The sequence below is a fragment of the Mesorhizobium sp. M0761 genome (genome assembly GCF_040320205.1).
Classification (GTDB): domain Bacteria; phylum Pseudomonadota; class Alphaproteobacteria; order Rhizobiales; family Rhizobiaceae; genus Mesorhizobium.
In genome coordinates, this window is sequence record NZ_JAMYPF010000002.1 from 461,646 (window position 1) to 474,411 (window position 12,766).

The window sequence follows — 12,766 nt, forward strand, 5'->3', positions numbered from 1 at the left end:
GTAAGGGCCCAGCGCCCTTCGCATCACGCAAAGAAGACAAAACCTGTAATCAGAAATATCGGGATCAGCACCACGCCCGACCACGCCATGTAGCCGAAGAAGCCCGGCATTTTCACGCCGCGATGCCGGGCGATGGCGTAGACCATGAAGTTGGGGGCATTGCCGATATAGGTGTTGGCGCCCATGAACACCGCGCCGGCCGAAATGGCAGCCAGCGTCGAGGCCGCCTCCGTCATCAGGTGCCGCGCGTCGCCGCCTGCGAGTTCGAAGAACACCAGATAGGTCGGCGCATTGTCGAGGAAGGACGACAGCCCGCCGGTCAGCCAGAAATAGGCGAGATCATTGGGCTGGCCGGTGGGTGACGTCACCAGCGCGACCAGCGGCGCCAGCGCCCCGTCATGGCCGGCGCGAAGGATGGCGATGACCGGCACGATGCAGACGAAGATGCCGGCAAACAGTTTTGCCACCTCCGCGATCGGGCCCCAGGTGAAGCCGTTCGCCTCGCGATGGCTCTTGAGGGAAACGACAAGCGACAGTCCGGCGAGCCCCAGGATGATGGCGTCGCGCGCCAGGTTCTGCAATTCGAGGCTGACGCCCAGCACTGAAAAGCTCACGCCCGGCTTCCACGCTGCCGACAGCAGGATGGCGGCGATGACGCCGGCCAGCAGCGGCAGATTGGCCAGGCCGCGCAGACGCACCTTCGTATCCGGCGTCGGATCCTTGATCTTCGGCGCGCCGCCTTCACGGCGATGCAGCATGATGTCGATGGCCAGGAAGACAAGCAGCACCAGGCCGCCGGTAAACAGCGTCTCGCGCCAGAGGTTCGCCGTCGTCCAGAAGAAGTCGACGCCGCGCAGGAAGCCGACGAACAATGGCGGGTCGCCCAAGGGCGTCAGCGAGCCGCCGATGTTGGACACCAGGAAGATGAAGAAGATGACGACATGGGCGTTGAACTGCCGGTTGTCGTTGGCGCGCAGCATCGGCCGGATCAGGATCATCGAGGCGCCGGTGGTGCCGATCACCGAGGCCAGCATTGCCCCGACGAGCAGCAGCCCGGCATTGACCAGCGGCGTGCCATGGATGTTGCCGGCCACAAGGATGCCGCCCGAAATGGTGTAGAGCGCGAACAGCAGGATAATGAACGACATGTATTCGGTGAGCAGCGTGTGCAGCACGGCTTCGCCGGCTACCGGAACGCCGAATGCAACCATCAGGGGGATGATCGCCAGCGCTGCCCAGCCGGCGGCGATCTTGCCGTAATGATGCTCCCAGACATGGTGGAACAGCAGCGGTCCGGTGGCGATCGAGAGCAGCAGGCCGGCGAAAGGCAGCGCCCACCACAGCGACATGGCAGCATCGGGCAGGCCGCGGGCCTCGGCCGCGAAGGCCATTTGCGGAGACACAGCGGAAGCGAGTACACCTGCCGCGAAAGCCTTCCCCAACTGTGTGCAGCCCCCTCGATGCGTCACGATCCAGTCACTCCGAGATCGGGTCTTCGAGCTTCACCCCGGCATCGCGCATCCTCTTCAGCATCGCCTCGACCGAACCGTTTAGATCGATGCCGCGGCACGCGTCGAGCCGCACCGTCGTCTTGAAGCCTTGCTTGACCGCGTCGAGGGCCGAAAAGGCAACGCAGAAGTCGGTCGCCAGGCCAACCAGGGTCACACTGTCGATGCTGCGCTCCTTGAGGTAGCCGGCGAGCCCCGTCGGCGTCTTGTGGTCGTTCTCGAAGAAGGCGGAGTAGCTGTCGATATCAGGGCGAAATCCCTTGCGGATCACCAGCTCGGCCTTGGTCCAGGCGAGCCCCGAGTGAAAATCCGAGCCGAGGCTGCCCTGGATGCAATGGTCCGGCCACAGCGTCTGCGGCCCATAGGGCATCTCGATCGCGCTAAAGGGCTGCGCCCCCGGATGGCTGGAGGCAAAGCTCGAATGTCCGGCCGGGTGCCAGTCCTGCGTCAGCACGACATGCTCGGCATGCCGAATCAGATCGTTGACCAGCGGCACGATTTCGTCGCCGCCGGCAACCGCCAGTGCGCCGCCGGGGCAGAAGTCGTTTTGCAGGTCGATGACAACAAGCGCTTCGTCGGCCATGGCGCCTCTCCTCTTCTACGTCTCGAACGGGGGATCGAGTGAAATACGCCGCTGATGCGACTGAAACTTGACCGGATGGCCGCCTGCGTCAACCTCTGCAAGCGTAAGAAATGCTTGGCGGCCGGGTTCCCTTAAACTCCGGCTTTGACAATTTCCGCCAGCTTGATATCATTTGCATACGAATGAATTTGGCCTGATCAGACATTGGCGGGGTTCGGGAAGACCCCACCTTTTGAAGGTCCCAATGGGAAGGCCTATTTTTTTGGAAGGCAAAGCGTGATCCGTTACGCGAAACCCGCCACGCTCGACGAGGCGCTCGCTCTGCTGGGCGAGGGCGCCTGGCGCGTGCTTGCCGGCGGCACCGATTTCTATCCGGCGCAGGGCGCCAAACCGTTCCGCGACAATGTTCTCGATATTAACGGCCTGGTCTCGCTGCGCGGCATTGCCGAGACCGAAACCCATTGGGTTTTGGGCGCCCGCACCACCTGGACCGACCTTGTCCGCCATCCATTGCCGGCGGCTTTCGATGCGCTGAAGCAGGCCGCGCGCGAAGTGGGCTCCCTGCAGATCCAGAATGTCGCCTCGATCGCCGGCAATCTCTGCAATGCTTCGCCTGCCGCCGATGGCGTTCCGGGACTGCTGGTGCTGGACGCCGAGGTCGAGCTGCGCTCTGCAGCCGCGACGCGTCATCTGCCGCTGCAGGAGTTCATTCTCGGCAACCGCCGCACCGCTTTGCTGCCGGGCGAACTGGTCACCGCCATCCGCATCACGAAGCGGGCCTCTGCCGGCACGTCGGCCTTCGTCAAGCTCGGTGCGCGGCGCTACCTCGTCATCTCCATCGCCATGGTGGCGGCGCGCCTCGTTGCCGAGAGTGGCATAGTCATGGAAGCCGCTGTCGCGGTCGGGTCCTGCTCGGCCGTCGCCAGGCGGCTCGCCGCTGTCGAAGCCGTGCTGGTGGGCAAGCCTGTCGGCCCGGCACTCGCCGATGCTCTCCTGTCCGCGCCGATGGCCGAGCTCTCGCCGATTGCCGACGTGCGCGGCAGCGCCGAATACCGGCTCGACGCAGCGCGCGAGCTTGTCGCTCGCGCCGTGCTGGGGGCCTGCGGGCTGACGAACGACAACAGCATGGTGGCGGCATGAGCCACTCTGAGATGATTGAAGCCCTGCCCGACCTCGTGCCGGGCCTCGGCATCGAGCGCGCCGAGATCGCCTTCGCCGTCAATGGCGCCGCCGTCTCGGTCAATGTGCCGCCGCTGCGCCGTCTGTCGCAGGTTTTGCGCGACGAATTGCAGCTGACGGGCACCAAGGTTGGCTGCGATGCCGGCGATTGCGGCGCCTGCACGGTGCTGGTCGACGGCGACGCCGTCTGCGCCTGCCTGATGCCGGCGGCCTCCGCAGCCGGGACGTCCGTAACGACCGTCGAAGGCCTCGCCGATCGCCGGCTGTCGGCGCTGCAGGCGTCTTTCCTGGCGCATGGCGCCGCGCAATGCGGCATCTGCACGCCGGCGCTGCTGGTCGCGGCAACGGCGCTGCTGGATGGCACGCCGAATCCGACCGAGACCGAGGTGCAGGATGCGCTGGGCGGCATCCTCTGCCGTTGCACCGGCTACAGAAAGATCGTCGCGGCAGTGATGGATGCGGGACGGTTCGGGACGTCGACCGACGGCGCTGCCCCTCATCCGCCTGCCGGCACCTTCACCCCGTATAGTGACGGGGAGAAGGGAAGTGCTCCAGCGCCGACGCTCCCCTCTCCCCGTTCTTCACGGGGAGAGGGTAAGGGTGAGGGGCAGCGCCAACGTCATTCGTTGGAATTCAACTTTGAACGTAGAATGCCAACCACAGGGAATGCTGTAGGCGCCTCCCCGGTCCGGCTCGACGGCGTGCCAAAAGTCACCGGCGCTGAAAAATTCGGCGCCGATGCCTTTCCCGCCGATGCGCTGGCCGTGCTGGTGGTCCGCTCGCCGCATTATCATGCCGGCTTCGCCTTCGGCGACCTGGAGGGCTGGGTGAAGTCGCATCCCAGCATCGTCGGCGTCTTCACCGCCGCCGACATTCCGGGAAAAAACTGTTTCGGCGTCATCGGTCCGTTTGCCGACCAGCCGGCGCTGGCCGAAGGCTTTGCGCGGCTGCGCGGCGAGGCAGTGGCGCTGGTCGCCGGCGAGCGCGAGGCCATGCTCGATCTCGACCTCCAGGATTTCCCGGTCCGCTGGACCGAGCTGCCGCATTTTCTGCAGCCCGGCGACGCGCAGGCAGAAGGGGCTGCGCTCATCCACGCGAACCGCCCGGCCAATTTGTTGACCAAGGGCTTTGTCGAGCGCGGCGACCCCGAGGCGGCGCTTGGCGAGGCTGCTTACACGGTGTCCGGTGCCATCGACACCTCCTATGTCGAGCACGCCTATATCGAGCCGGAAGCCGGCCATGCCTACATGGACGGCGACACGCTGGTCGTCGTCGCCTGCACCCAGGCCCCCTATATGGACCGTGACGAAACGGCAAAGGTGCTCGGTCTTGCCGTCGACAAGGTGCGCATCGTGCCGACCGCGACCGGCGGCGGCTTCGGCTCGAAACTGGACGTTTCACTGCAGCCGCTCATCGGCCTTGTGGCGCTGAAAACCGGCCGGCCGGCGGCGCTTGCCTACACCCGCACCGAATCGATGATGTCGACCACCAAGCGCCACCCAGCCGAGATGAAGGCGACGATCGGCACTGACGCCGAGGGCCATGTCACCGGCATGATCTTTTCCGGCGATTTCAACACCGGCGCCTATGCCAGCTGGGGCCCGACCGTCGCCAACCGCGTGCCGGTGCATGCCTCCGGTCCCTATGCGACGCCGAATTACCGCGCCGAAGGCCGCGCCATCCACACCCACGGGCCGATTTCCGGCGCCTTCCGCGGCTTCGGCGTGCCGCAGGCGACGATCATGCAGGAGACGCTCTATGATGAGCTCGCCGGCAAGCTGGGCATGGACCGGCTCGATTTTCGGCTGAAGAACTGCCTTCGGAACGGATCCGAAACGGTTACCGGACAGCGACTGGAGTCGGGCGTCGGCATATTCGAGTGCCTCGACTCCTTGCGGCCGCATTGGGCTCGCGCGACGGCCGACGCAGATACATTCAACAATGCCAATACGAGCAAAAAGCGCGGCGTCGGCATCGCGTCCTGCTGGTATGGCTGCGGCAACACCTCGCTGCCCAATCCGTCGACCATAAGGGTCGGTATCTCGCCGGAGGGCGACGTCATCCTGCACCAGGGCGCCGTCGATATCGGCCAGGGCTCCAACACCGTCATCGCCCAGATCTGCGCCGACGCACTCGGCCTGCCGCTGGAAAAATTCAAGCTGAAGAGCGCCGACACCGCGATCAGCCCCGACGCCGGCAAAACATCGGCCTCGCGCCAGACTTTTGTCACCGGCAAGGCGGCCGAGAAGGCCGGCCGCGCCTTGCGCGAAAAGATCCTGCGTTTTGCCAATGTCTCGGAGAACGCGAGCCTGCAATTGGACGGCCCGGCGATCGTCATTCGCGAGGGCGAAGCCACTCGGCGCATCGATCTCCCCGCCCTCGATGTCGATGCGGACGGCTACGTCTTCCGCGCCGAGGAAACCTACGACCCGCCGACGCTGCCGCTCGACGCCAAGGGCCAGGGCAAGCCTTACGCCGTCTATGGCTATGGCGCGCAGATCGCCGAACTGGAGGTCGACCTCAAGCTCGGCACGGTGAAGCTCTTGAAAATCACCGCCGCGCACGATGTAGGCAAGGCGATCAACCCGCTTCTGGTCGAAGGCCAGATCGAGGGCGGCATCGCGCAAGGCATCGGCATGGCGCTGATGGAGGAATACATCCCCGGCCGCACCGAGAATCTGCACGACTATCTCATTCCGACCATCGGCGACGTGCCTGAGATCGAGCACATATTGATCGAGGTTCCCGATCCCGAGGGGCCGTTCGGCGCCAAGGGCCTGGGCGAGCATGTGCTGATCCCGACCGCACCCGCCATCCTCAATGCCATCCGCCACGCAACCGGCCTTCTCATCACCAAGGTTCCGGCGACGCCGACGCGCATCCGCGCCGCCATCCGCGAAAAAGATGGCATCGACGACAAGGAGGCACGCCGATGAGCGAGCTTGCCGAACGCTTCGAAACCCACGATCCCGGCGAAAAGCTGGTGGCGGAAAAGATCCGCTGCGATGCCTGTCCGGTCATGTGCTACATCGCCGATGGCCGCACCGGCGCCTGCGACCGCTACGGCAATGTCGGTGGCCGCATCGTGCGTATGGACCCGCTGACCATCCTCGACCATGCGGCAGAGAGCGGCGCCGCGGTCGTGCCTTTCACTGCCGAGGGCGAGCAATGGGACGGCGAACTGGTCAACACCGGCCGCCGCTTCGTCACTGCAATCGGCGCCGGCACCACCTATCCCGACTACAAGCCGGCTCCCTTCATCGTCAGCCAGGAGGTCGAGGGGGTCGATCTGGTGACCGTGGTCACCGAAGGCATTTTTTCGTACTGCGGCGTCAAGGTGAAGATCGACACGGACCGTCATCTCGGCCCCGAAACGGCAATCGTGCGCGCGCAAGGCGAGCCGATCGGCCACGTCACGACAGGCGAATATGGCTCGCAGATGCTGTCGCTGGGCGGCGTGCATCATCTGACCGGCGGCTCCAAGGCCGAAGGCCGGGCAACCTGCGACGCGATGCTCAATCTGTGCAACCGCAAGCCTGTCGAACTGACCATCGACGGTGGCGCCACCATCATCGTCGAAGCCGGCAAACCACCTGTCATCGACGGCAAGCAGGAACATCGCATGCGCGTCGGTTGCGGCTCGGCCACCATCGGCATGTTCGCCACGCAATGGCGCGGCCTGGTCGACGAAGTGGTGGTGGTCGACGACCACATCACCGGCGTCGTGTCGGAGCATCAAGCCGGCAAGGTGCTGGGCTGGCAGGATACGGGGATAAAAATCATCGGCCGCCGTTCGACGCCGGGCCGCTACTTCAAGGTCTCCGAGCCCGGCCTCGGCTGGGGCGGCACAAGCATTTCCGACCCGCTGTCGATCCTCGGCGAATGGAATTCCAAGAAGGGCGCGCGTCCTGGCCTGTCGCTGTTGATGGTGTCGACCACTGGCGAGCAGTTCGCCTATTACGAGCTCGACGACGAGTTGAAGCCTGTGGAAAAACCGTTCCCGGACCGGTTGCAAAAATCGGTCGGCCTGATCGAGGACAATTGCGAACCGGCGCTCTGCACCGTGCTGTTCATCGGCGGCGCCGGCGGGTCGCTGCGCGCCGGGGTCACCGAAAACCCGGTCAATCTCACCCGCTCGGTGCAGGGCTTGAAGACCTATGTCACCGTCGGCGGCGCGCCGGTCTATGTCTGGCCGGGCGGCGGCATCACGCTGATGGTCGACGTCACGCGCGTGCCGGAAGGCGCGTTCGGCTATGTGCCGACCCCGGCCCTGGTGGCGCCGATCGAGTTCACGCTGCGCCGCGACGACTATGTCAGGCTGGGCGGCTACGAGGCCGAGATACGCAGCGTCGAGGATATTGTTGCCAAGGGCGGCGAATACCTCAATCCGCGTCGCGGCTCCGGGGCTGCCTGTCAAAATCCATGGCCGCCGCTGGCGCAGTTGCGCCGCGCCGGCTCGAACGGGGCCGCGTGATGCAAGGCCCGCAAGTCCACTGGCTGCAGGACGGCAAGCGGCTGCACCTCAACCACGGGCCGATCGACCTGATCGTCGAGGCCTTTGGTGAGGCGGCTGAGTGTCGTGCCGCCTACGATCAGGCGATCGAGCGCTTCCAGACGATCCTGATCGAGTTGGTCGAGGAGCTTCCCGAATTGCGGCTGCCGGCATTTTTCCTGGCGCCGCGCACCTTCGCCGGCCCGACCGCGCGGCGCATGGAAGCAGCCGTCATGCCCTTGGCGGAAAGCTTCATCACGCCGATGGCCGCCGTCGCCGGATCGGTAGCCGACGAAATGCTCTCGGCATTGCTTGCAGGCCGCAGACTCGACCGCGCCTATGTCAACAATGGCGGCGACAGCGCACTCCACATCGGCAAGGGCCAGTCGATGAACCTGGCGATCGCCGGCACCGGCAACGGCTTGGCCGACCGTCTCACCATTCGCTCGGCGGACGGCGTGCGCGGCGTCGCCACGAGCGGCTGGCGCGGCCGTTCGTTCTCGCTTGGCATTGCCGACGCCGTCACCGTGCTCGCGCGCACCGGCGCCGAGGCCGATGCGGCCGCGACACTCATTGCCAACGCCGTCGACCTGCCCGGCAATCCCGCCATCAAGCGCATTCCCGCGCAGGACTTGGTGCCCGACAGCGATCTCGGTGCACGGCTGGTGACACAAGCCGTCGGCATGCTCGCGCGTGGCGATGTGGAGCGGGCGCTGGACAATGGCCTTGCCGTCGCCGAAGATTTTCGCCGGCGCGGCCTGATTGCCGCATCGGCGCTGTTTCTAGGCGGGGAAGCCCGCATCAGTGGTTCCATGGCGCTTGCCGCGCCCAACAAAAGTCCAGGGAAGGAAGTTGCCCATGCCTGAGTTTCCGATCCGCAAGATCGCGGTTCTTACCGAAGAGATCTTTCACGATGGCGGGCCGGTCGCTGCTCTGCCGCGCCGCCGCGCTGCAGCCGTGGCCCTGGTGAAGAACCCGTTCGCCGGCCGCTACGTCGAAGAACTGCAGAGCGCCATGGACGATCTGAAGCCGCTCGGCCTGCTGCTCACCGACAAGCTCATTGCCGCATTGGGCGGCGACATCAAGCAGATCGACGCCTACGGCAAGGGCACCATCGTCGGTTCGTCAGGGGAGCTGGAGCACGGCGCGCTCTGGCATGTGCCGGGCGGTTATGCCATGCGCGAGCGGCTGGGCGACGCCAAGGCGATCGTGCCGTCGGCAACCAAGGTCGGGGCGTTCGGCTCGCGGCTCGACGTGCCGCTCGGCCACACCAACGCTGCCTATGTCCGCAGCCATTTCGACGCCATGGAGGTCGGCCTCAGCGACGGGCCGCGTGCCGACGAAATCCTGTTTTGCCTCGCTATGAGCTGCGGCCCGCGCGTGCACGACCGCATGGGCGGCCTGGCTGCAGGCGACATCAAGGCCTGGGATGGCCTGCGATGAGCGGCGGTGACAATCTTCTCAAGCTGGTCGAGGCCGAAGAGCCCGACGAACATGATTACCGCCTGCAGGAGCAGGTCGGCTTCATCCTGCGCAAGGCGCATCAGCGCCATGTCTCGATCTTTGCCGCCCAGATCAGCGACCTGACGCCGCCGCAATTTGCTGCACTTGCCAAGCTGCACGATGTCGGCGAGACCTCGCAGAACCAGTTGGGCACGCTGATCGCCATGGACGCGGCGACGGTCAAGGGCGTCATCGACCGGCTGAAGGCGCGAGGCCTGGTAGACCTGACCAAGCACGAGGTCGACAAGAGGCGGCTGCTGGTCAACCTCACGCCCGAGGGACGCGAGGCGATCGAACGGCTGATCCCGTTGGCCCGCGCCATCACCCAGGAGACACTGGCGCCGCTGACGGCCAAGGAAGCGGCCACGTTTATGCGGCTGCTAGCGAAGTTAGCCTGATTTAGGCCCGCAGCCGAGCGCCTTCAGGATCGAAGAATGGCATCGGCGCCACCACCGCGCGGGTCGGCTTGCCGTCAATGTCGATGCTGAGTTCGGTGCCGATGGCGGTGAACGGCAGCCGCAGATGCGCGGTCGCCAGCACCTTGCCCAGCGAATAGCCGTGATCGCTATAGGTGACGACACCGGCATCCTCGCCGTCGGCGAAAACCCTGGCATCCGTCGCGGCCGGCTTGTCACCGTCGAGAATCAGCCCGGTCCAGCGTTCGTCGAGCCCCTTGCCGCGAATTGTGAGCAATGCCTCGCGGCCGATGAACTCGCCCTTGTCGAACTTGATCCAGCGATCGAGCCCGACATGGAAGGGCGTACGGCTCTCGTCCATGTCGATGCCATGCGCCGGATAGGCCTTTTCCAGCCCGAGCGTGAACATGGCCAGCACGCCGTATGGCTTCAGGCCGAAATCGCTACCGGTCCGCATCAGCGCGTCCCAGACGGAAGTGGCCTCGTCCGCCGGCACGAACAGTTCGAAGCCGAGCTCGCCGGTCACCCCGGTGCGTGAGATCAGGACTTTGGTCTCGCCGACGCGCCCTGAAGTGAACGCCCAGCGTTTCAACTCTTCGAGATCGGCATCCGACACTATAGCTTTCAGCAGCTCGCGTGAGCGCGGCCCCTGTATGGTCGGGAAGGCGACGGCCGCGGTGATGTCGGTGACATAGGCCTTTCGCGCTTCAGCATGATGCTGCAGCCAGGGCAGCATCTTCAGCCGGTTGACCGAGCCGGTCACCAGCATGAAATGCTCAGGCGCCAGCCGGAACACGGTGAGGTCGTCCATGATGCCGCCATCGTCGCGGCAGACGGTGGAATAGCGCACCTGGCCGGGCTTCATCGCGGCGGCATCGTTGACGATGATGTGGTTGACCAGCGCCTCGGCTTCCGGCCCCTTGATGTCCATCTTGCCCATGGTGCTGAGATCCTGCACGCCGACATTCTTGCGCGTGTTCAGATGCTCGTCGGCGATGCCGGAATAAGTTTTGGCCGAGACGAAGTCGCCGCCGACCCGGCCCATCGTGGCGCCGAGGCCAACGATGCTGGTGTAGAAAGGGGAGCGCCGCTCAACCAAGAAACTTCTCCGTCATCTCATGAAAACGGCAGCGCCGGGTGGCGCTGCCGAGGTCGGGTTGGCTGAGGGATTAACCCCCGTAGACGTCGAAGGCGAAGTACTTGTCGTTGATTTCCTTGTACTTGCCGTTGGCACGCAGGGCGTCGATGGCGGCATTGAACTTGTCGGCCAGTTCCTTGTTGCCCTTCTGCAGCGCGATGCCGACGCCGGGGCCGTGAATGGCCGGATCTGCCGTCAACGTGCCGAGCAATTTGCAGCAGGCGCCGTCGGGCTTCTTCAGCCATTCGGTCAGGATGATCGAGCCGTCCATCATCGCGTCGAGCCGGCCATTGGCCATGTCGGTGCGGGCGTCGTCGCCGGTCGGATAGGCCTTAACGGTCGAGCCGGAGTATTTCTGCTCGGCGAAATTCTGGTGGATGGTTGCGCTCTGCACGCCCAGCACCTTGCCCTTCAGATCGTCCGGCGATGTGCCGGCGATGGTCGAATCCTTCGGCACGGCGATGGCCGGCGGCGTCTGGTAATATTTGTGGGTGAACTCGACCTTCTCGGCCCGTTCCGGCGTGATGGTGATGTTGATGATGGCGTCGAACTTGCCGGCCTGCAGCGCCGGAATGGAACCATCGAAATCCTGTACGGAGAATTCGCACTCGGCCTTCATCTCGGCACACAGCGCCTTGCCGAGGTCGATGTCGAAGCCGCCCAGCGTGCCGTCCGAGTTGGCATAGTTGAAAGGCGGATAGGCGCCCTCGGTCCCGATCCTGAGTTTCTCGGCGGAGGCAGCACCGGTCCCAAGCAGCAGGGCGGCGGAAGCGGCAAGCACGAAACGACCGAAAAGACGCATGTTCCTGATCTCCGTTGACTAAGCAATTCCAGGGAAGGTGTTGGCGGTTTCCCGTCCGGAATTGCGCGAAAACAAGGATAGAAGTCTATGGTCTTTTGCAGGCCCCACGGAGACGGAAACGACATGCTCTGCGGCGATCACGGCGCGGCAAGCCGTCCTTCCCCAGGAATCTTACTGTGATCTAAATTACAGACCGATCATGGACATGGGCGCATGTTCAGCTGGAAGTAGACGGTCGTGGGAGGGACCTGGGGATGGACCAGCAGGAATTCGTGCAGGAAGCCGCGCAGCGGCGCATAGACGACGACATCGCCAAGCGCATCAAGGTTCACCAGGCCAACATCGAGCGGCTCGAAACCGCAAGGGAAAGCGCCGGCAATCTCGAGGCGGCCGTCGCCAACCGGCCGCTGGTGATGCTGGCGCAGGGCGATTCCTGGTTCGACTATCCGCTCACCGGCAACGGCTTTCCGTTCGTCGACACCGACGTGATCGCGCAGCTGCGCCGCATCGGCTCGATGCCGCCGACCATCCTCAACCTTGCCCATCATGGCGATGCGGCGACCGACGAGATGTCGCTGCCCAAGCAGCAGCGCATGATCGCCGCCCTGCGCAACAAGGCCAACTGGCTGGACGGCAAGCCCGATGCCATCCTGTTCTCTGCCGGTGGCAACGACATTGCCGGCGACCAGTTCTGCATCTTCCTTGACTTCAATGACGGCCACGCCCCCGGGCTGAACAAGAACCGCTTCACCAAGGCGCTCGGCATGGTCGAGGCCTGCTATCTCGATTTGTTCGCGCTGCGCGACCGCGTCGCGCCAGGCGTGCCGATCTTTGGCCATTGCTATGATTTTCCGATCCCGAACGGAGCGCATCCGTCCTGTGTCGGCCCGTGGCTGAAACCGTCGCTCGATTTCTGCAACTGGACGGTCGGCAAGGGCACGGTCATCGTTCACGACGCGCTGGCGGCGTTCCGCGATGTGGTGAAGCGCCTGGCCGACGATCCCAACAACAATTTCCATCTGGTCGACACGCAGGGAACGTTGAAGGTGGCCGACTGGGCCAACGAACTGCATCCCGATCCCGCCGGCTTCAAGAAGATCGCGCAAAAATTCGCCGATGCGCTGAAGGCCAAGCTGCAGACCTGA

At 64.7% G+C, this 12,766-nt stretch carries 11 protein-coding genes; 7 read left to right on the plus strand and 4 right to left on the minus strand.

Annotation, left to right across the window (positions count from 1 at the left end; translation table 11 throughout):
* Window positions 1-23: 23 nt before the first annotated feature.
* Both NKI32_RS05210 and pncA read right to left on the minus strand, forming a co-directional pair.
* Window positions 24-1,391 carry a sodium:proton antiporter gene (locus NKI32_RS05210; protein WP_023823943.1) on the minus strand — a complete coding sequence of 456 codons (1,368 nt, stop codon included), beginning with the start codon at window positions 1,389-1,391 and terminating at the stop codon, window positions 24-26.
* 85 nt (window positions 1,392-1,476) lie between these two features.
* A complete protein-coding gene (pncA, locus tag NKI32_RS05215; protein ID WP_023683560.1) occupies window positions 1,477-2,091 on the minus strand; it encodes a bifunctional nicotinamidase/pyrazinamidase in 615 nt (204 codons plus the stop codon).
* 276 nt (window positions 2,092-2,367) lie between these two features.
* Here pncA and NKI32_RS05220 point away from each other — a divergent pair, with 276 nt between their 5' ends.
* The 6 genes from NKI32_RS05220 to NKI32_RS05245 are packed head-to-tail and all read left to right on the plus strand — an operon-like array spanning window position 2,368 to window position 9,663.
* Entirely contained in the window at window positions 2,368-3,231 is an 864-nt protein-coding gene (locus NKI32_RS05220; protein WP_023745842.1) for an FAD binding domain-containing protein, read from the plus strand.
* 11 nt (window positions 3,232-3,242) lie between these two features.
* Window positions 3,243-6,206 (plus strand): molybdopterin-dependent oxidoreductase, encoded by a 2,964-nt coding sequence (locus NKI32_RS05225; protein WP_353002142.1) that lies wholly within the window; start codon window positions 3,243-3,245, stop codon window positions 6,204-6,206.
* Window positions 6,203-7,744: a hypothetical protein gene (locus NKI32_RS05230; protein ID WP_023693116.1), complete on the plus strand. Its 1,542-nt coding sequence runs from the start codon at window positions 6,203-6,205 to the stop codon at window positions 7,742-7,744. The genes NKI32_RS05225 and NKI32_RS05230 overlap by 4 nt, the downstream gene beginning before the upstream one ends.
* On the plus strand, window positions 7,744-8,628 hold the full coding sequence (locus tag NKI32_RS05235) for a UPF0280 family protein (protein ID WP_023693117.1): 885 nt from the start codon (window positions 7,744-7,746) through the stop codon (window positions 8,626-8,628). The genes NKI32_RS05230 and NKI32_RS05235 overlap by 1 nt, the downstream gene beginning before the upstream one ends.
* On the plus strand, window positions 8,621-9,205 hold the full coding sequence (locus NKI32_RS05240; protein ID WP_023703687.1) for an amino acid synthesis family protein: 585 nt from the start codon (window positions 8,621-8,623) through the stop codon (window positions 9,203-9,205). Before NKI32_RS05235 ends, NKI32_RS05240 begins: the two co-directional genes overlap by 8 nt.
* Window positions 9,202-9,663: a MarR family winged helix-turn-helix transcriptional regulator gene (locus NKI32_RS05245; protein WP_023671294.1), complete on the plus strand. Its 462-nt coding sequence runs from the start codon at window positions 9,202-9,204 to the stop codon at window positions 9,661-9,663. Before NKI32_RS05240 ends, NKI32_RS05245 begins: the two co-directional genes overlap by 4 nt.
* Window position 9,664: 1 nt before the next feature.
* Here the strand turns inward: NKI32_RS05245 and NKI32_RS05250 are convergent, their stop codons facing one another.
* Complete coding sequence (locus NKI32_RS05250; protein WP_353002143.1) at window positions 9,665-10,780, minus strand: aminomethyl transferase family protein; 1,116 nt, start codon at window positions 10,778-10,780, stop codon at window positions 9,665-9,667.
* Between the two features lie 70 nt (window positions 10,781-10,850).
* Complete coding sequence (locus NKI32_RS05255; protein WP_023683553.1) at window positions 10,851-11,621, minus strand: ABC transporter substrate-binding protein; 771 nt, start codon at window positions 11,619-11,621, stop codon at window positions 10,851-10,853.
* Between the two features lie 254 nt (window positions 11,622-11,875).
* On the opposite strand from NKI32_RS05255, the gene NKI32_RS05260 reads away from it, so the two are divergent.
* A complete protein-coding gene (locus NKI32_RS05260; RefSeq protein ID WP_023703684.1) occupies window positions 11,876-12,766 on the plus strand; it encodes an SGNH/GDSL hydrolase family protein in 891 nt (296 codons plus the stop codon).